This window comes from Actinoplanes sp. CA-051413, assembly GCF_050955795.1.
In the GTDB taxonomy this organism is placed as follows: Bacteria; Actinomycetota; Actinomycetes; order Mycobacteriales; family Micromonosporaceae; genus Actinoplanes.
The window spans coordinates 7,714,483-7,733,489 of the sequence record NZ_CP192100.1 but is presented as its reverse complement, the minus strand read 5'-3'; the positions used below and the strand labels follow the sequence as shown (position 1 = coordinate 7,733,489).

The following is a 19,007-nucleotide window of genomic DNA, read 5'->3' as shown; positions in this document are numbered from 1 at the left end:
GACTGACTGTGAAAATGCCGCAATTCGGTAATAAGACATTAACAAGAACGGCTGTTCAGCCGACCAGATCGCGGTAAATCGCCAGGTAGTCCTCGACCATGCGGTCCGCGCCGAAGCGCGAGCGGGCCCGCGCCCGGCAGGCCGAGCGGTCCAGCCGCGCGACGTCGGCCACCGCGGCCACCGCCTGATCGACGTCGTCGACCAGCCGGCCGGTGAGACCGTCGTCGACCACCTCGGGCATCGAACCCTTGCGGTACGCCACCACGGGCGTCCCGCAGATCATCGACTCCACCACGGAGAGCCCGAACGGCTCGGCGAACAGGATCGGGTGCAGCAGGGCGGCGCTGCCGCCGAGGATCGCGGCCCGTTGCGCCGGCCCGACCGAGCCCAGGTAGACCACCCGGTCCCCGTCGATGTGCGGTTCCACCTGCTCGGCGAAGTAGCGCCGGTCCTGCACGATCCCGCACAGCGTCAGCCGGCGGCCGGTCCGGCGGGCGATCTCGATGGCGGTGTGCGTGCCCTTGTCCGGGTGGATGCGCCCGAACGCCACCAGGCCGTCCCCGCCGACCGGATCGAACGGCAGGCCTTCGAGGTCGACGCCGTGGTAGACGGTGGCCAGGTAGTCCAGGTCGGGGGAGCGGTCGGCGTCCGAGATGGAGACGTAGTGCGAGCGGCCCCGCCGGTACGCCGGCAGGATGTTCGGCCCCGAGAAGCCGTGCACCGTGGTCAGCATCGGCGCCCGGCAGTGCGCGGAGAACGCCAGCGGCAGCCAGTCGAGGTGGTTGTGGACCAGGTCGAAGTCGCCGGAGCGTTCCAGCGCGTACGCGACGTGCAGGGCCTCCCAGACCCGGCCGTCGAGCTCCGGGGTGTCCTCGTAGCCGCTCGGGCAGATGCCGTCGAGGGTGGCCTTGGTGACCGAGTCGAGCGTCGCGAACAGCGTCACGTCGATCCCGCGCGCGGTCAGTCCCTCGGCGAGCAGACTGGTGATCAGCTCCCAGGGTCCGTAGTGAACGGGCGGGGTGCGCCAGGCGACCGGTCCGAGCAGAGCCACTCTCATGCGCCCCAGTATGGGAGCGGAACTGATGTTTCGCGGGAGGTTCCCGTGTTAAGGAGTGACTATGCAGAACCCCTGGTGGCACCGCGCCGTCGTTTACCAGATCTATCCGCGCAGCTTCGCCGACGCCGACGGGGACGGCATGGGCGACCTGCGCGGCATCAGCGCGCACCTGGACCACCTCGCGGGTCTGGGCGTGGACGTGATCTGGCTGTCCCCGGTCTATCCGTCGCCGCAGGACGACAACGGCTACGACATCAGCGACTACCAGGACATCGATCCGGTCTTCGGCGACCTGGCCGGTTTCGACGAGCTGCTGGCCGGGGTGCACGCCCGCGGCATGAAACTGATCATGGATCTGGTGGTGAACCACAGCTCGGACGAGCACCCGTGGTTCGCCGAGAGCCGCTCGTCCAAGGACAACCCGAAGCGCGACTGGTACTGGTGGCGCCCGGCCCGTGACGGCATGGAGCCCGGTGCGCCCGGCGCCGAGCCGACCAACTGGGGCGCGGCGTTCGGCGGCCCGGCCTGGGAGTACGACCCGGCCACCGGCGAGTACTACCTGCACCTGTTCAGCCGCAAGCAGCCGGACCTCAACTGGGAGAACCCGGAGGTCCGCGAGGCGGTCTGCACGATGATGAACTGGTGGCTGGACCGCGGCGTGGACGGCTTCCGGATGGACGTCATCAACTACATCTCCAAGGACACCACGCTGCCGGACGGCCCGGTGCGGCCCGGGATCGCGTACGGGGACGGCTCGGCGTCCTACATGAACGGCCCGCGGATCCACGAGTTCCTGCACGAGATGCACGAGCGGGTCTTCGCCGGCCGCCCGCAGGAGCTGCTGACCGTGGGCGAGATGCCGGGCGTGACGATCGACGAGGCGAAGCTGTTCACCGACCCGGCCCGCGGCGAGGTCGACATGGTCTTCCAGTTCGACCACGTCTGGGTCGACCGGGGCGAGGACCCCTGGCTGCTGTACCCGTTGCGGCTCACCGACCTCAAGGCGATCCTGGGCCGCTGGCAGGCCGGGCTGGCCGGGAACGGGTGGAACAGTCTCTACTGGAACAACCACGACCAGCCCCGGGTGGTCTCGCGCTTCGGTGACGACTCACCGCAGTACCGGGTCCGGTCGGCGCAGATGCTGGGCGCGGTGCTGCACCTGCATCGCGGGACGCCGTACGTCTACCAGGGCGAGGAACTGGGGATGACGAACGCGCCGTTCGCCACCATCGCCGACTTCCGCGACATCGAGGCGCTGGGCCAGTACGTGCAGGCCGTCGACCAGGAGGGCCGCGCCCCGGAGGATGTGCTGACCGTGCTGCGGGCCCGCGGGCGGGACAACGCGCGGACGCCGATGCAGTGGGACGCCTCGCCGCACGCCGGTTTCACGACCGGCACGCCCTGGCTGGCCGTCAACCCGAACCACACCCAGGTGAACGCGGAGGCCGCGGTCAAGGACCCGGACTCGGTCTACCACTTCTACCGCAAGCTGATCGCGCTGCGGCACGAGGAGCCGGCGGTGGTCTACGGCGACTTCACGATGCTGCTGCCGCACGACGAGCGGCTGTACGCCTTCACCCGCGCCCACGGCGACACGACTTTGCTGGTCATCGGCAACTTCTCGGGCGAGACCGTCCGGGCCGGGATCGACGACGCCGCGGCGTGGTCGGCAGCGGAACTGCTGCTCACCAACGCCGCGGCGCCCGAGGATCTGGTCCTGCAACCGTGGCAGGCCGTCATCTACCGCCGGATCAGCCGGTGATGGTGTCCCAGGAGAAGGCCAGCAGCGCGAAGGCCGCGCCGAGCAGGGCCAGCGAGATGCCCCGGGTGCCGATCGGCAGTGCCGCGAGCACGAGCAGGATGACGGCGATGATGTAGAAGAGAGCCTGGATGCTCATTGGTGTTCCTCAATTCGTGTGGGGGATGCGGCGCGGCATGTACCCCCTGGTCGAGTCGAGCTAAACAACCGTGACCATCCCGTTGTACGGCTCAGGCCGTGCTGGTCTGCCGCGCACCGGCCTGCTCGCGTAGCGCCCAGCGGCGGGCCAGCACGGTGGCGCCGGCCAGCGCGGCCAGCACCAGCAGCATCTCGGCGAGCACGACAGGCGCCCAGGTGCTGAAACCCGTCAGCCCGGCGAAGCCCATGGTGATCGGCGTGATGACGATGCCGGCGAGGGGCAGCAGCAGGCACATCGCGTGCACGGTCGCCCGGATCCGCGGCAGCGCGCGCAGGTGGTAGCGGACGGCGGTCACCGCACCGACGACGACGATCACGGCGGGCATGCCGTAGTAGACCGCGACGGCGACCTGCACCGGGACGTGCGTGCCGCTGGTCATGTCGAACAGGCGCCCGAAGATCCGGAACAACAATATGAAGAACGCGAAGCCGACGGCGGCACCGAGCACAGCGCCGGTCAGGGTGGTGCCGATCAGCCGCCCCAGCTCCGGTGGCTCGCGCCGGACGCCGGCCTCGTCGGCGAGCCGCCGGGCGAAGGTGGACACGTCTTCGCCCAGCAGCCGGTCCGGTGCGACCCCGTCCGCGGCCGCCGACTCCAGATCCAGGCGCAGGTCGGCGGCCAGCGCCTCGCGGTCGGCCCGCTGCACGCCGTGCTGCCGCCAGGCGCGGTCGGCGGTGGCCAGCGCGTCGTCGATGGGGTCCACGGTCAGCTCCTCGGGCTCTCGGTGACGGTGTCGCTCAGCATGGCGTCGACGACGCCGACGAACCGGGCCCACTGCTGCTGCCACGACCCCAGCCGGGCCCGGCCGGCGTCGGTGAGCGCGTAGACCTTGCGCGGTGGCCCGGCCGGGCTGGCCTGCATCTCGTCGGCGACCAGCCCGAGCCGGCGCATGCGCGTCAGCAGGGGATAGACGGTGCCGTAGCCGACCGCGTCGAAGCCGGCCGCCTCGACCCGGCGGACCAGCTCGTAACCGTGGGCGGGCTCGCGGGCCAGCAGTGCGAGCAGGCACATGTCGAGCGCCCCCCGCAGCAACTGGGTCTGCCGCTCGGCGTCCCCCGGATCGGTCGCTATCATGCGTCACATAATAGCCCTGGTATTAGGCGGCGCCAAGTACCGCCCGGTGCAGCGGCAGGATCACCGCGGACGGGCGGTCCGGATCGTGGTGGAGGGTCGTGCGGGTGGCGACCAGCTCGGTCGCGGTGGCCAGCGGCTCGCCGGTGCCGTAGTTGCGGGCGAAGCGGGGATGCGCGCCCCCGCTGACCTGCAGGCGGATCCGGTGACCGGGCTCGAAGCGGTGACCGGCCGCGCCCATGGGCACCCGCACCAGGTCGGCGTCCGCGTGGTCCGGGGTCAGCCGGGTGAAGCCGTCGCACACGTTCACCGAGCGGCCGTCCGGGTGCACGTCGCAGAGGCGGACGAACAGGTCGAAGTGGCCGGTGCTGCCGCTCGCGTACAGCTCGGCGGTGGGCGTACCGATGATCTCCAGGGCCGAGGTCAGCGGCGCGGTGGTGAAGGTCCGGACGTCGGCCCGCGCCTCCAGGGTCTTGTTGTCCCGGGCCCCGGCCGTGCGGGACTGCAACTGGCCGGCGAACGACGGCGTCGGGTCGGCCGGGTCGTAGTCGAAGGCGGTGCTGCCGGCGTCGAGCTCGCCCAGCTCGCCGTCCGGCCGCAGGTGGTAGCGGATCGGAGTGCTCGGTGGCGGCCAGGCGTTCAGCTCCCGCCAGGCGTCGTTGACGTGCACCCGGATCCGGGTCCCGCGCTCGCCCTCGCCGCGCAGGTGCACCCGCAGGTGCTCCAAGGCGTCCGCGAAGATCTCGGGCCGGCCCTGCTCGAACAAGGAGGTGTGGGTCCACGGGCCGATCATCAGGGTCGGCTCCTGGCCGGCGCGGCGCAGGCGGGCGTACTGCTGCAGCGTCTGGTCCAGGGTGAGGTCGTGCCAGCCGGAGACGAGGCTCACCGGCACGGTCATCCGGTCCGCCGCCGGCCCGGCGTCGGCGCCGGCCCAGAACAGATCATCCTGGTACGGGTGGGTGAGCCAGTCCTCGAACTCCTGCCGCCGGCCCCCGAGTGCCCGGCGGTAGGAGTCGAGGAGTGGCACACCACGCACGGCGTGCCGCAGATGCCGTGCCAGTCGCAGCAGGGCGCGCAGGTATCGGCCTGTGCCCGCCCCTTGATGGAAGAACGCCACGCCGGCGACCAGAGCCAGTTCCAGCCGGAAGGCGCAGTGCTGGTCCGGGTACATGCCGTCGTAGAAGTCGTGCGCGGCGACCTGCAGCACCGCCGCCCGCCATTCGGGTGGCGGGTCCAGGCCGAGGGCCCACTGCGCATAGCTGAACTGGCTCGGCCCGATCGTCGCGAAGGCGCCCGGGAACCACTCCTGTTTGCGCAGCCAGTCGACCGCCGCCTGGCCGTCGGCGGCCTCGTTGCGCCAGAGGTGGAAGTCCCCGCCGGAGCCGCCGGTGCCCCGGGTGCTCTGCAGGATCACGCGGTAACCCTGGGCGGCGAAGGAGGCGCCGAACAGCGAGTTCCACGGGAAGCCGCGGCCGTAGGCGCTGCGGATCAGCAGCACCGGGCACTCCTCGTCGGTGACCGGGGCGTAGTGGTCGGTGATCAGCGGGCTGCCGTCGGCGGCGGGCACTTCGATCCCCGGCTCCCACCGCACCTCGTACGGCATGGCCTCCCGTGCGCGGCGGCGTAGCAAGCGAAGGAAAAATGGCAGTGGTTCCATAACCGGATCCCTTTCCCGTACGTTGTACTGAAAATAGCACCCCGGAGGAATTCGTGCCACGAGGCCGCCCGCCCAAGCACTCGCGTACGCAGGTCGTCGCCGCCGCGATCGCCGTCGCCGACGCCGAAGGGCTGGACGCGCTCACCATGCGGCGGCTGGCGGCCGAGCTCGGTGCCGGCGTGATGTCGCTGTACACGTACGTGCGGGACAAGGACGACCTGATCGACCAGATGGTCGACCAGATCAGCGCCTTCGATCCGGAGCACGAGGGCACGGACCTGCTCGATCTGGTCCGCTGGCAGCGGCAGCTGATGCTGCGCCACCCCTGGCTGCCCACCGCCCTGCCCAACCGGCAGCTCACCGGCCCCAACATGCTCGGCTACCTGGAACGCGCGCTGGCCGCCCTGGCCCCGACCGGGCTGCCCGGCGGCGCCAAGATGGAGATCCTCGCGCTGCTGACCGGTTTCGTCGCCAGCTACGTGAGCCACGAGCTGGCCCAGGCGCAGGCCGGCATCACCGACCCGGAACGGATCGCGGCGCACGTCGAGCAGTTGCAGGCGGCGGTGGCGACCGGCGCGTACCCGGAACTGGCCCGGGTGCTGGCCGAGGACGCGCCCGCCGCCGAACCGAGCTTCGACGCGATCGCCCAGCGCATGATCAAGGGCCTGCTCAGCGGTTAGCCCGTCCGGTTCAGCCACCCGTCGAGACCGTCGAGCAGCCGCGCCAGGCCGAAGCGGAAGAGCAGGTCCAGATCCAGGTCGAAGTCGTCGCTCTCGACCAGCTCGGCGAAGCGCGGCAGGGCTTCCGTGCTCAGTGCGGCCGGCGGTGCCAGTGAGCCCATCCACTCGTCGCTGCCCACCCCGGTCTCGCGCAAGGCCTCCGCCTCCGGTTCCAGCGCCGTCGCGATACCGCGGGCGAAGCTGAACAGCAGGATGTGCACGTAGAGGCGTTGCCGTCGGTCGAGCCGGGTCGGTGCCAGCGTCTCCAGCACCCATTCGACCAGCAGCAGCCCGTTCGGCGCCGGTTGCGGCCGGGTCAGCGACATCGCCGGGGCCAGCCACGGATGCCGGCGGAACAGCCGCCACAGCAGCGTGGTGGAGATGATCAGCCCGGCCCGCCACCCGGCCGGGCGGACGGCCGGCAGCCGCTCCTCGCCCAGAGCCGCGTCGATCATCAGCAGGATCAGGTCGTCCTTGCCCGGCACGTGCCGGTACAGCGACATCGTCGCCACCCCGAGCTCGGCCGCGACCCGGCGCATCGACAGCTCGCCCAGGCCGTGCGCGTCGGCCACCGCCGTCGCCACCCGCACGATGCGCTCCCGGCTCAGCTCGCCGTCCGCTGCGCGGATCGGCGCGACCGTCGCCCGTGGTGCCACCACCGTCCCCACGCCGGGCCGGACGACCGTGCAGCCCTGCTGTCTCAGGACCGCGAGCGCCTTGGTCGCGGTGGCGATCGCCACCCCGAAGTCGCCGGCCAGCCGCCGCGTCGACGGCACCCGGTCGCCCGGCGTCAGCTCGCCGGCGATGATCCGGCGGCGCAGTTCCTCCGCGATCCGGCGATACGGCGGCACGGTAGCCGTCACCGCGCCTCCCCAGTACTAGTACACCGGCGTCGGCAGGGCCGACCGTACTAGGGCAGTTTGCTTGTTCCTGCTGGGCTGAGCAAGCTGCGCGTACAAAGTACGCATCGAACGGGGGAGAAGCATGCGGGTACTCATCTCGGGCGGCGGGATCGCCGGCCCGGCCCTGGCCCAATGGCTCGGCCGGCACGGTATCGGCGCCACCATCGTGGAACGCGCGGCCGCGCCCCGGCCCGGCGGCCAGACCGTCGACATCCGCGGGGCCGCGCGGTGCGTCGTCGAGCGGATGGGGCTGCTGGCCGCGATTCGCGCCCGGTGCGTCGATGAACGGGGCGTGGCCCTGGTCGACAGCTCCGGCCGGCGGCTCGCCGAACTCGGCGCAGACCTGTTCGGTGGCGAGGGCATCGTCGCCGAGCTCGAGATCCTGCGCGGTGACCTGGCCGCTGTCCTGCGCGAACACGTCGGACCCGAGGTCGAGCACCGGTTCGGTGACCGTCTGGTCGCGCTGGCCCAGGACGAGCGCGGGGTCGATGTGCGGTTCGCTTCCGGTCGCACCGAACGGTTCGACGTGGTGGTCGGGGCGGACGGTGTCCGCTCGGCCGTGCGCCGGCTGGCCTTCGGCCCGGAGCGGGACTTCGTCCGGCACCTCGGTGCGTACACGAGCTATTTCACCGTGCCCGATCCCGGCGATCTGGACCACTGGTTCCTCATGCACAACGCCCCGGGCGGACGGGTCGCCGGTCTGCGGCCGGCCCGTCCCGGCACCGCGATGGCCTCGCTGACCTTCACGTCGCCGCCCCGGCCCGTCTCCCGGGAAGTGCTGGCCGAACGCATGGCCGGCGTCGGCTGGCGGGTGCCCGCAATGCTCGCCGCGTTGCGGGACGCCGATGACTGCTACCTGGACGCGATCAGCCAGGTGCGGGTCGAACGGTGGGCGCGCGGGCGGGTCGTGCTGCTCGGTGACGCCGGGTACTGCGGATCGCCGCTGGCCGGGCAGGGCACGAGCCTCGCGTTGGTCGGCGCGTACGTCCTCGCCGGCGAACTCGCCGGGAATCCCGGTGACCCGGCCGCGGCGTTCGCGGCGTACCAGCGGGAGCTCGGCCACTACGTGGCGGCGGGCATCCGGCTGCCGCCGGGCGGCGTGCGGGCGTTCGCCCCGAACTCGGCCGCGATGATCGCGGTGCGGGCCGCGTCGATGCGGATGATGACCCGGCCGCCACTGCGGGCGCTCATGAGCCGGCAGTTCGGCAAGGCCGAGCGGATCGCGCTCAAGGACTACGCGGTTGCGCGGAGTTAGCGCAGCGTCGGCTACGGGTACTCCCCGACCATGACCACTGCGCCCGCTGTGCACCGGCCCTCCTGGTGGGGTCTGCTCCCGTTCGCCGCCGCGGTGGCGGCCGCCGCACTGATCGGCGGGCTCGGCGTCGCCGGCACCGCAGCCGAATACCAGAACCTCGACCAGCCGTCGTGGGCGCCGCCGTCCTGGCTGTTCGGCCCGGTGTGGACGATCCTGTACGCGATGATCGCCGTGGCCGGCTGGCTGGTCTGGCGCCGTACGGGCTGGAACCGCGCCCTCACCGTCTACGCCGTGCAGCTCGTGCTCAACGCACTGTGGACACCGATCTTCTTCGGCTTCGGCCGGTACGGCCTGGCCCTGGTCGACATCGTGGCGATGTGGCTGCTGATCGGCGCGACCATCTTCCTGTTCCGGCCGATCTCCCGGGCCGCGGCGTGGCTGCTGGTGCCGTACTGGGCCTGGGTCACCTTCGCGACCGCCCTGAACGCCGCCATCTGGTCGGCCAACTGACCTCACGCTGGACATGCTCGCGGCCTGCTACTGAGAGGCGGCTGAGAAGCGGCCGGCTCAGCCCAGCGCCGTGCAGGCCTGGGCGATGGCCGGCCGCAGGTCCGCGTCGCCGCAGTCGATGCTCGCGCCCCGGCCCACCAGCGTCCAGGTGCCGCCCACCAGCCGGAGAAAGAGCTGGTCACCCTCGAACCGCTTGGGCGTACGGGCCGGGACGGTGAACACCCGGGCGTACCCGTTGCGGCAGACCGTGACCTGCACGGCCTGCACCTTCAGCCCGGCGGCCGGGTCGTCCACCAGCCGCTTGGCCGTCGGCAGGATGGCCGCCGGCGCGCACGCCGGATCGGTCGGCGGGGGCCCCGGATCGAGCGGGCGGGCACCGGTCGCGGCCTTCTTCGCTGGGGCCTTCTGCACCGGTGCTTTCTTTACCGGGGCTGTTTTCACGGGCCCGGCCGCCGCCGAGGTCGCCGGTGCCGCGGCTGATGCTGCCGGCGCCTTCGCTGATGCTGCCGGCGACGGAGTAGTGGACATCGGTGCGGGGGCGCCGGCCGGTGTGGCGGCGTTGCTTGAACAAGCCGCCGCGGCGGCAGTGAGGCAGAGCGTCGTCGTGACCAGGGACAGCTTCGCAAGTCTCATCGAGGTCTCCGTTCGGGTGCGGTGCGGCGCGGTCACGCTACGAACCACCACCTACAGGAACCTGGAACGTTTCTTGCAGGCCAGTCACGGACGGGAGGGCAGGGTGCGCTCGGCATCGTCCCCGCTGAGCCAGACGTGGTCGCAGTAACAGCCCCACCTGCGGATCCACCAGTTCAATTCGCCGGCCTCGCGCAGACCGAGCCGGCTGAACGTGGTGTACGCCGACTGCCAGGCCTGGTGAGCCGACCCGCAGTCACCGCCCAGAACGTGCGCCGCGCCGATGTCGCGCAGGGTACGGGCGCGGCCGAGCTCGTGCCCCAGCTCGGTCCACACCGCGAAGGCCAGGAAGAGGTCGCGCAGCGCGTCGTCCGGCCGGCCCGCCGCCAGGTGCATCTCGCCGAGCGTGCGGCGCAGCAGCGCGGCACCGAAGCGGTCCTGCGCGTCGACGCAGAGCTGCAGGCTGCGGGCGAGCGGTTCGGCGGCCTGCTCGGGCCGGCCCCGGCGGATCCACAGCTTGGCCAGGCTCTGCGTCGTGTAACAGGCCAGCAGTCGGTCGCCGCGGCGCAGCACCATGTCGTGCGCCTGGACGAACCACACCTCCGCGGCGTCGAGGTCACCGCGGGCCCGGTGGACCAGCCCGATGCCGCGGACGGCGATCGCCTCACCGCGCCAGTGCCCGGCCGAGCGGTACAGGTTGCGCGCCCGTTCCAGATATCGCATCGCCTGGTCGTCGTTGCCGAGCTCGCGGTGGGCGTGCCCGAGGCCGTAGGCGGCGTGGGCCGCGCCGGCGCGATCACCGACCCGTTCCAGGACCGGCAGGGCGCGTTCGAGCATCGGCACCGCCTCCTGGTGCCGGCCCACCTCCCGCAGCACAGTGCCCAGACCGCTGACAGCGGCGGCCCGGCCGTGCTCGTGGCCGACGTCGCCGAAGAGCTCGATGGCCGCCGTGAAGTGGCGCTCCGCGTCGGTGAACCGGTCCTCCTTGTACCTCAGCAGGCCCACCCCGCAGGCCATCACCGCCTCGGCGACGCGGTTGCCGCTCGCCCGTGCGGCGGCGTGCGCGGCAGCATGCGCGCGGTTCCACCGGCTGAAGTCGTTGCTGAGCGCGAACGACGAATAGACCAGCGCGTCGGCGAGCACGCAGGCCTCCTCGACCAGGCCCGCCCCGGCGGCCCGCACCACGGTGGCCACCAGCGCGTCGGCCTCGGTGGCCAGCCAGTCGGGGCCGCTGCAGTCGGTCTGCAGGACCGTCGGGTGCACGCCGGCCACCGGGCTGATGCCCTGGTAGGACCGGGCCACCGCGTACGGCAGCGACTCGCCCAGCCGGTCGACGATCTCGGTGGCCGCGACGACCGTCCGTCGCACGGAGCCGGTGAGCTCGGCTTCGCTGTCCTCCTCGAGGGCCCGTTCGCGGGCGTACAGGCGCACCAGCTCGTGCATCCGGTAGCGCACGACCGAGTCGGCCGGGCTGTCGTCGATCTCCACGAGCCGGGCGTCGAACAACTGCTCCAGCAGATCCCCGGCGTCGCCGACCGATTCGCCGAACAGGGCCGCGGCCATCCACTCGGCGAACGTGGCACAGCCGAGAAAACCGAGCAGCCGGAACGCCTTTCGTACGGCCGGCGGCAGGCCCTCGTAGCTCACCCCGACGCTGATCCGCACGGCCAGGCCGTCGACCGCCATCTCGTCGAGCCGGCGCCGCTCGTCGCGCATGCGGTCGAGCAACCGGGTGATCCGCCAGTGTGGACGCGCTGCCAGCCGTGCCGCCACGATCCGCAGGGCCAGCGGCAGACCGGCGCACATAGTGGCCAGGGCGACGGCGGCCTCCGGTTCGCGGTCGACGCGCTCCCGGCCGATGATGCGGCGCAGCAACGTCAGCGACTCGTCCCGGGAGAACAGGCGCAGCTCGACGTGCTCGGCCCGGGGGATGGTGGTGAGCCGGGCCCGGCTGGACACGATGAGTGCCGTTCCGGGCGCGCCGGGCACCAGCGGCCTGATCTCGCCGGCCCCGGCGGCGTTGTCGATGATGATCAGCAGGCGCCGACCGCGGATGGTCGCTCTGTACCGGGCCACCTTGTCCTCGATCGTGCCGAGGCGGTGGGCGTCCTGCACGCCGAGGGCCCGCAGGACGCGGTCGACCAGCTCGCCGGTCTGGCCCTCGCGGCCCTCGGAACCGACCAGGATCTGACCGTCCGGATAGTGCGGGCCCAGCAGGTTGGCCAGGTGGACGGTGAAGGACGTCTTGCCGATGCCGCCGGGGCCGGTGACCACGACGACCTGGCGGTCCTCGCCGGATCGGCTGCCCAGGGTGGTGAGCACCTGCGCGATCTCCGGCTCGCAGCCGGTGAAGTCGTCGAGGCCGACCGGGAGCTGCCGGCCCGGGACCCCCTCGTCGGAGCCGGTGGACGGCGGGTCGGCGATGGGCTTGGCCGGCGCCGCGGCCTCGATCGGCTCGGGTGACACAGTCAGCGGCGTGACCGCACCGGCGGGCGGCACCGGCCGTTCCGGGGTGCCCCGCAGAATCCGCTGGTGCAGCTCCTGGAGGTCGGCGGAAGGATCGATGCCCAGCTCGTCGGCCAGATGCTGACGGGTACGGCCGTACCGCTCCAGGGCTCCGGTCCGGCGGCCGTCCAGATACAACGCCCGCATCAGGTGCAGGATGAGCGGTTCGGCCAGCGGATGACTGTCGACGACGGGGGACAACCGGTCGACCACCGTGGCGTACCGGCCGGCACTGATCTCCGCGTCGGACCAGTCGGCGAGCAGGCCGTGGATCTGCTGACGGGTGCCTTCCCGGATCCGGGCCACCCACTCACCGCTCAACCCGGCCAGAGGCTCACCGTGCCAGAGGTCGACGGCCCGCCGTAGCAGCGCCAACCGGGCCGGATCGCCCTCCGGGTGCTCGCGGGCCTGCGTGGTGAGACGGCGCAACAGATGCAGGTCGATCAGCGCCGGGTCGACGTCGAACAGGTATCCGCCGGGCTTGCGCAGCAGCGACGGCGCGTCGGCGGACGCCGCGAGCAGGACCCGGCGCAGCCGGGCCATGTACGTGTAGAGGACGTTCCGTGCCTCCGCCGGCGGGGCCTCGTCCCACACCCGGTCGATGAGCGTGTCCGTCGGCACCGAGGTGCCCGCGTCGATCAGCAGCGCGGCCAGCACGGTCCGCTGCTTGAGCGGGCCCAAGGCGACCGGGTGCCCGGACACCCACATCTGGACCTCGCCCAGCAGCCGGAACTCGATCATGCCGGCGGCGGGATCAGGGGCGGTCAAGGATCGGTCAAGGTTCGTTCCCGCCCGGTGCGCGATGGTCCTGCCAGCCGAGACGCCCGGCCGGAAGCCGGAAAAGGAGACGCCCGAAGAAAAGAGCCCCGAAGAGACGAGCACTGCACACCCCGTATGTGAGTGAGGCCGCCGACTGGCTCCTCACACGGTTGCTTGCTGCCTCAGGCCACCTTAAGCGCGCCTCCGCACGGTCGCCAGTAGCGACCGGTGTCAATTCGCTTCCACATTCGACAGCCGTTCGAAAGAAAGCAGGGATACAGCCATGCCCCTTCGCCCATCGTCCAGGTCCCTTCTCGCCACCGGTACAAGCGTGCTCGCCATGGCCGCGGCCGGCATCGGCTTCGGCGCGAGCTCAGCCGTCGTCGCAGCCCCCGAGGCCGCGCACGCGTCCGTCATCAATGGACCCGTCGGCCGGTCCGAGGTGCTGGCCCGGGCCCAGTTCTGGGTGGATGCCGGGATCACCTACACGCAGACCGGCACCTGGTTCCGCGACGCCTGGGCGGACAAGACCTACCGGCGTGACTGCTCGGGCCTGGTGTCGATGGCCTGGCACCTGGGCCAGAGCTATGTCACCGGCGACTTCCAGGGCTCCTCGCCGTACTGGACCAGACTCGCCGGCCGGGATCAACTCGCCCCGGGCGACGCGATCGTGCGCAACGGGCACATGGAACTGTTCTCGCACTGGAAGAACTCCGGCGACCACAACCAGGGCGCGTACGTTTACTCGTTCAACAGCGACGGCGAGACCGTGCAGAATCCGTGGGGACCCAACAACGTCGGCAGCCTGGGCTTCAACAAGGCGGACGACCTGATGTCGTACACGCCGATCCGGCGTACCAACCTGGCCGCCGCCCGGCGCGACTCGCTCTCCTCCGACGGCCACGCGGAGCTGGTCCGCAAGGACGCCGCGGGTGACCTGTACGCGTACTACAACAACGGGGTCGACGGCGCCGGAGCCGTCGCCTGGGGCGGCGCAGTCAAGATCGGCAACGGCTGGACCGGCTCGGACAACGCTCTCTATTTCGCCGACCTGGACGGCAACGGCCAGACCGACGCCATCCGCAAGGACCCGTCCGGGGCGCTCCAGGCCTATTACAACCACGGCGTCACCAGTTCCCTCGGGGTCCGCTGGACCGCATCGAAGCAGATCGGCGTCGGCTGGACGATGGCCGACGACTCGGTGTACTTCGCCGATATCACGGGAGACGGCTACGCCGAGGCGATCCGCAAGGACGCCGACGGCGCCCTGTTCGCCTACTACAACAACGGTGTGCACGGCAACGGATCGGTGATCTGGGGTGGTCCCGTGCGCATCGGCGGCGGCTGGACCGGAGCCGACAACGCCGTCCAGTTCGCCGACATCTCGGGCGACGGCTACGCCGAGGTGATCCGCAAGGACAACGGCAAGCTCTTCGTCTACTACAACAACGGCATCAACGGCGACCTGACCGTCCGCTGGGGCGACCCGATCGAGGTCGAGTCGGGCCTGACCGCTGCGGACACCTCCGTCTACTTCGCCGACCTGAACGGCGACGGTCGCGCCGACCGCATCACCAAGCAGGACGGTGAGCTGGTCGCCCGCTACAACAACGGCATCACGTCGGACCTGAAGGTCACGTGGGGCAACCCGACGGTCGTGGGCTCCGGCTGGACCATGGCCGACACCTCCATCTACGTCGCCTGAGCGGGGGAGCCTGCCATGAGAGCCTTCACCCGCCGCCTGTCCGGGCTGGCCGCGACCCTGCTCATCGCCACCGGCGTTGTCGCGGTCACCGCGACACCGGCACACGCCTGGGTCACCGTGGCCTGCGACCCGGCCGGCGTCACCGGCCGCGACAACGACCTGGCCCGGCAACTCAACCCGCAGCTCACCGGGCAGCTCCGCAACAAGCTGACGGGGTACAAGATCTCCTGCGCCCGCATGATCGTCGAGGCCGTACGGGCCCGCAACCTGCCCTTGCACGCCGCCACGATCGCGGTCACCACGACGATCCCCGAGTCGGCCATCGAGAACATCTCGCAGGAGGTCGACCACGACAGTCTCGGCCTGTTCCAGCAGCGGGCCTCGTGGGGCACCCGCGCCCAGCGGCTCAACCCGACCTGGGCGACCAACGCGTTCCTCGGCAAGATGCTGTCGCTGTACCCCAATGGCAGCTGGCAGAACGCGGTCGTCGGCGACGTCTGCCAGCGCGTGCAGGTGTCCGCGTACCCGGCCCGGTACCAGCCGGAAGCGGCCGACGGCGCGCGCATCGCCGCGGCCCTGTGGCGGACCCGCGGCGACTCGTTGTCCGGCGACCCGCACGCGGAGGTGATCAGCAAGGACAGCGGTGTGCTGCGGGCGCGCTACAACAACGGCATCAACGGTGACCTGACGGTTCGCTGGGGCGATCCGGTGCAGATCGGTGCGGGGTGGACCGGTGCCGACGGCGGGGTGTACTTCGCCGACATCTCGGGTGACGGTTTCGCCGAGGTGATCCGCAAGTCCGACGGCAAGTTGTTCGCCTACTACAACAACGGCATCAACGGTGACCTGACGGTCCGCTGGGGTGATCCGGTGCAGATCGGTTCAGGGTGGACCGGTGCTGACAGCGCGGTGTATTTCGCTGACATCTCGGGTGACGGTTTTGCCGAGGTGATTCGCAAGGACAGCGGCAAGTTGTTCGCTTACTACAACAACGGCATCAACGGTGACCTGACCGTCCGCTGGGGTGATCCGGTGCAGATCGGTGCGGGGTGGACCGGTGCCGATGGCGCGGTGTATTTCGCGGACATCTCGGGTGACGGTTTCGCCGAGGTGATCCGGAAGGACAGCGGCAAGTTGTTCGCGTACTACAACAACGGCATCAATGGCGACCTGACCGTCCGCTGGGGTGATCCCGTCGAGATCGGTTCAGGGTGGACCGGCGCCGATGGCGCGGTCTACTTCGCGGACATCTCGGGTGACGGTTTCGCCGAGGTGATCCGCAAGGACGACGGCAAGCTGTTCGCCTACTACAACAACGGCATCAACGGTGACCTGACCGTCCGCTGGGGCAACCCGGTGGAGATCGGTTCCGGCTGGACCGGTGCCGACAGCGCTGTGTACTTCGCCTGAGTGAAGTCAGGTTCGGTCCCGGGCGGCGAGGTAGCGGCCGAGATGCGGCTCGAAACGGGCCGGGTCAGCCGCCGCCAGCTCCGCCCGGGACCACCACCGCACCCCGGCGAACTCCCGCTCGTCCACCCGCAGCGGCTCGTCGCGGCCCACCGCGGCCGGGAACCACAGGCTCACGTCCGTGTGCCCGGCGTCCACACCGACCGTCTCGGTCACGGTCAGGAAGACCGGCTCGGCCGCCACACCGGTGCAGCCCAGCTCCTCCTCCAGTTCGCGGGCGGCTGTCAGCGCCGGGTGCTCACCCGGTTCCACGTGGCCGCCCGGCGGCAGCCAGAGCATCGCGTTGCGGTGGTCCACCAGCAGCACGTCGCCGGTGGCCGGATCGGTCGGCACCACGTAGGACACCAGGTGCTTCGGCGGCGTCGCGGGCTTGACCCGGCGGTACACGTCGTCCGTGCCGGCCAGCCAGGCCAGCGCGTCGGCCCGGTGCGCGGCGGCGAGATCGTCGTGCGGGGACAGGGCGGCGATGAGGTCGGCGAGCATCGCCCGATGATCTCAGGCCGCGAGCGACACGTCCGGCCGTACCATGGTGGTGTCGCGCGGAAGCGCCAGCAGGACCATGACGCCCGCCGCCGCGTAGACCACGCCCTGGGCGGTGATGACCGGCAGGATGCCGACCCGCTCACCCAGCGCGCCGGCCGCGATCGTGCCCAGCAGCATCGCCGCCCCGTCCACCGCGACGGTCGCGCCGTACACCCGGCCGCGATGGCGGTCGTCGGTCGCCTGCTGGAACACGGTCATCGCTCCGGCGGCCAGGAAGGCGACCGGCACCCCGACCAGGACCATGATGGTGATCGCCGGCCACAGCACCCGCGTCACCAGCGGATATAAGAAGAGCGCCACGTCCAGGGCGCCGAAGACGGTCGCGCCCCAGCCGAACATCGCCCGCGGCGAGAAGCGGTGGCCGGTCATCGTCACCAGGATGCCGCCCCCGATGCCGCCGACGGCCTGCGCGGCCATGACGATGCCGTAGGCGCGGGCGTCGCCGCCCAGCACATCGCGGATGAACGGCGCCATCAGCGTCCCCATGACGGCCTCGCCGATGCCGGTGATCAGCGTGAAGGCGAGGAAGATCCGCAGCGTCCGGCCGGTGGCGGCGATCCGCAGCCCGGTGGCCCACTCGCGGAACACGCGCGGGCGCCGCGCGGGTCCGGACACCGACCGGCCCCGGATGCCGGCGATCAGGGCCGCCGCCAGCAGGAAGGTGGCGACGTCCACGACGGCCAGCAGGGCGATCCCGCCCAGCCCGGCGATGACCCCGCCGAGCGCCGCGCCGGCCAGCCGGGCCACGTCGCGGACCTGCCCGTTGAGCGCGTTGACCGTGACGAGCTGATCGGCGGGCACCACGGACGGCACCAGCGCCGCCTCCGCCGAGCCGAAGAAGGGCGCCAGGCAGCTCTGCACCGCGATGACCGCGTAGACGAGCCAGGCCCGGCCGGCGTCCTGCACCGCCAGCAGCGGCAGCAGGGCCGCCGCCATCAGCAGATTGGTCACGGCCATGGTCCGCCGCCGGTCCCACCGGTCGGCGTAGACCCCGGCCACCGAGCCGAGCACCAGCTGGGGGAGCAGGGAGGCCAGCACGGCGGCGGCGGCGGCGAGCGTGGAGCCGGTCAGGACATAGATCTGGTACGCGACCCCGGTGCGCAGGATCCAGTCCCCGGTCAGCGAGACCAGGTTGGCGGCCAGCAGCAGCCGCAGATCGCGGCCGCCCAGCACGGTCCGCAGCCGCCCCACGTCAGCCGCCCGAGGGCGTCGGCCGCAGCGGGGCCTTGACCAGGGTGAGGTTGACCGGCACCACGCCCGGGCCCCGGCTCTCGGCGTCACCGAGCGGGCGCCGCCGGGCGTACTCGGCGGTGAGGTCACGCCAGGTCTGGCCCAGCTCGGCCAGCTCGTCGACGGTCAGGTAGAGCAGGCTCTGCGAGACGCCGCTGTGCTCGGACCAGCGGGGGTCCTCGTCGGCGCGGCGCTCCTGCCACTCCGCGAGCTGGCTGACGGCCTGCTCGGCCAGGTAGCGGTCGAGGAACTCGACGGCCTCCCAGCCCTCGGCGGAGTCGTCGCCCTCGAAGCTGTGCGAGGTGGCGGTGAGCTGCCAGGGGCGTTCGCGCTGGTTCTCCGCGCTGCCTCGTTCGACGTAGCCGTACTTGGCCAGCTGGCGCAGGTGGTGGGAGGCGAGAGCCTGGCTGATGCCCAGCTGGCGGGCGGCGTCGGCGGCGGTCAGCCGACCCTCCCGGCCGACCAGGTTCCAGATCTTGAGCCGCAGCGGGTGGGCGAGGGCGCGCAGGGCCAGCGGGTCGGTGACGACCCGCCGCGCCGGATTGGACTCCAAGGACATGCTTGGAGTCTGCGCGGCGCGGCGGGGAACGTCAAGCGGTTGCTTGGAGTCCGCCGATCAGGAACGCAGGCAGATGTCGAACGGGTGGCCGCCCGGGTCGAGCAGCACGCGCCAGCGCTCCGGGGTCGGCTGCTCGGCCGGCTTGGTGGCGCCCAGGGCCAGCGCCTGCTCCTCCGCCTTGTCCAGGTCGTCGACGTAGAAGTCCAGGTGGAAGCGCTTCGGGGCGGTCTCCTGGGGCCAGCCGGGCGCCGAGTAGCCGGGCAGCCGGCCGAAGCCGATGCTGGTGGAGCCGTCACCGATCATGGCGTACTCGGCCTCGCTGTGCAGGACGTCCCAGCCCAGCACCTGTGAGTAGAACGTCGCCAGGCCGGGGGGATCCGCGGCGTCAAGATTGATCATGGCGAGGGAGGCGAAACCGGGCATGGCAGGAGCCTTTCGGGTACGGGCGGCGCTGATCGTCGCCGACGCACCGAATCCTGC

The 19,007-nt window shown here is 71.4% G+C and carries 18 protein-coding genes; 6 read left to right on the top strand and 12 right to left on the bottom strand.

Features of this window, described 5'->3' with window-relative positions:
* Positions 1-55 precede the first annotated feature (55 nt).
* The gene (locus ACQP2Y_RS36405; protein WP_433720677.1) at positions 56-1,057 is read right to left on the bottom strand and encodes a glycosyltransferase family 4 protein; all 1,002 of its coding nucleotides are present in this window, start codon (positions 1,055-1,057) and stop codon (positions 56-58) included.
* Between the two features lie 61 nt (positions 1,058-1,118).
* On the opposite strand from ACQP2Y_RS36405, the gene ACQP2Y_RS36400 reads away from it, so the two are divergent.
* Complete coding sequence (locus tag ACQP2Y_RS36400) at positions 1,119-2,819, top strand: alpha-glucosidase (protein ID WP_433720676.1); 1,701 nt, start codon at positions 1,119-1,121, stop codon at positions 2,817-2,819.
* Here ACQP2Y_RS36400 and ACQP2Y_RS36395 read toward each other — a convergent pair.
* The 4 genes from ACQP2Y_RS36395 to ACQP2Y_RS36380 all read right to left on the bottom strand — a co-directional run bounded on the left by ACQP2Y_RS36395 (position 2,809) and on the right by ACQP2Y_RS36380 (position 5,689).
* Positions 2,809-2,955, bottom strand: a complete 147-nt coding sequence (locus tag ACQP2Y_RS36395; protein ID WP_433720675.1) for a hypothetical protein — start codon at positions 2,953-2,955, stop codon at positions 2,809-2,811. The two genes, ACQP2Y_RS36400 and ACQP2Y_RS36395, sit on opposite strands and share 11 nt — an antisense overlap.
* 91 nt (positions 2,956-3,046) lie before the next feature.
* Positions 3,047-3,718, bottom strand: coding sequence for a hypothetical protein (locus tag ACQP2Y_RS36390; RefSeq protein WP_433720674.1), 672 nt, complete (start codon positions 3,716-3,718; stop codon positions 3,047-3,049).
* 2 nt (positions 3,719-3,720) lie between these two features.
* Positions 3,721-4,089 (bottom strand): PadR family transcriptional regulator, encoded by a 369-nt coding sequence (locus ACQP2Y_RS36385; RefSeq protein WP_433720673.1) that lies wholly within the window; start codon positions 4,087-4,089, stop codon positions 3,721-3,723.
* Positions 4,090-4,111: 22 nt separating this feature from the next.
* The gene (locus ACQP2Y_RS36380; RefSeq protein ID WP_433720672.1) at positions 4,112-5,689 is read right to left on the bottom strand and encodes a CocE/NonD family hydrolase; all 1,578 of its coding nucleotides are present in this window, start codon (positions 5,687-5,689) and stop codon (positions 4,112-4,114) included.
* A gap of 107 nt (positions 5,690-5,796) precedes the next feature.
* On the opposite strand from ACQP2Y_RS36380, the gene ACQP2Y_RS36375 reads away from it, so the two are divergent.
* On the top strand, positions 5,797-6,423 hold the full coding sequence (locus ACQP2Y_RS36375) for a TetR/AcrR family transcriptional regulator (protein WP_433720670.1): 627 nt from the start codon (positions 5,797-5,799) through the stop codon (positions 6,421-6,423).
* On the opposite strand, the gene ACQP2Y_RS36370 is transcribed toward ACQP2Y_RS36375, so the two are convergent.
* Entirely contained in the window at positions 6,420-7,325 is a 906-nt protein-coding gene (locus ACQP2Y_RS36370) for a GntR family transcriptional regulator (protein WP_433720668.1), read from the bottom strand. The two genes, ACQP2Y_RS36375 and ACQP2Y_RS36370, sit on opposite strands and share 4 nt — an antisense overlap.
* A 121-nt stretch (positions 7,326-7,446) precedes the next feature.
* On the opposite strand from ACQP2Y_RS36370, the gene ACQP2Y_RS36365 reads away from it, so the two are divergent.
* A complete protein-coding gene (locus ACQP2Y_RS36365; protein WP_433720667.1) occupies positions 7,447-8,619 on the top strand; it encodes an FAD-dependent monooxygenase in 1,173 nt (390 codons plus the stop codon).
* Between the two features lie 30 nt (positions 8,620-8,649).
* Positions 8,650-9,129 (top strand): TspO/MBR family protein, encoded by a 480-nt coding sequence (locus ACQP2Y_RS36360; protein ID WP_360552997.1) that lies wholly within the window; start codon positions 8,650-8,652, stop codon positions 9,127-9,129.
* Between the two features lie 57 nt (positions 9,130-9,186).
* Here the strand turns inward: ACQP2Y_RS36360 and ACQP2Y_RS36355 are convergent, their stop codons facing one another.
* Both ACQP2Y_RS36355 and ACQP2Y_RS36350 read right to left on the bottom strand, forming a co-directional pair.
* Entirely contained in the window at positions 9,187-9,540 is a 354-nt protein-coding gene (locus ACQP2Y_RS36355; protein ID WP_433720665.1) for a hypothetical protein, read from the bottom strand.
* Positions 9,541-9,846: 306 nt separating this feature from the next.
* Positions 9,847-13,032 carry a tetratricopeptide repeat protein gene (locus ACQP2Y_RS36350; RefSeq protein WP_433720663.1) on the bottom strand — a complete coding sequence of 1,062 codons (3,186 nt, stop codon included), beginning with the start codon at positions 13,030-13,032 and terminating at the stop codon, positions 9,847-9,849.
* Between the two features lie 322 nt (positions 13,033-13,354).
* Here ACQP2Y_RS36350 and ACQP2Y_RS36345 point away from each other — a divergent pair, with 322 nt between their 5' ends.
* Positions 13,355-14,728 (top strand): FG-GAP repeat domain-containing protein, encoded by a 1,374-nt coding sequence (locus ACQP2Y_RS36345; RefSeq protein ID WP_433720662.1) that lies wholly within the window; start codon positions 13,355-13,357, stop codon positions 14,726-14,728.
* Between the two features lie 15 nt (positions 14,729-14,743).
* Positions 14,744-16,138: a hypothetical protein gene (locus ACQP2Y_RS36340; RefSeq protein WP_433720660.1), complete on the top strand. Its 1,395-nt coding sequence runs from the start codon at positions 14,744-14,746 to the stop codon at positions 16,136-16,138.
* A gap of 6 nt (positions 16,139-16,144) precedes the next feature.
* Here ACQP2Y_RS36340 and ACQP2Y_RS36335 read toward each other — a convergent pair whose 3' ends face one another.
* The 4 genes from ACQP2Y_RS36335 to ACQP2Y_RS36320 are packed head-to-tail and all read right to left on the bottom strand — an operon-like array spanning position 16,145 to position 18,950.
* Positions 16,145-16,678, bottom strand: a complete 534-nt coding sequence (locus ACQP2Y_RS36335) for an NUDIX domain-containing protein (RefSeq protein ID WP_433720659.1) — start codon at positions 16,676-16,678, stop codon at positions 16,145-16,147.
* A gap of 12 nt (positions 16,679-16,690) precedes the next feature.
* Positions 16,691-17,929 (bottom strand): MFS transporter, encoded by a 1,239-nt coding sequence (locus ACQP2Y_RS36330; protein WP_433720658.1) that lies wholly within the window; start codon positions 17,927-17,929, stop codon positions 16,691-16,693.
* Position 17,930: 1 nt separating this feature from the next.
* Entirely contained in the window at positions 17,931-18,527 is a 597-nt protein-coding gene (locus tag ACQP2Y_RS36325; protein ID WP_433720656.1) for an ArsR family transcriptional regulator, read from the bottom strand.
* Between the two features lie 57 nt (positions 18,528-18,584).
* Positions 18,585-18,950: a VOC family protein gene (locus tag ACQP2Y_RS36320; protein ID WP_433720654.1), complete on the bottom strand. Its 366-nt coding sequence runs from the start codon at positions 18,948-18,950 to the stop codon at positions 18,585-18,587.
* Between the last annotated feature and the right edge of the window lie 57 nt (positions 18,951-19,007).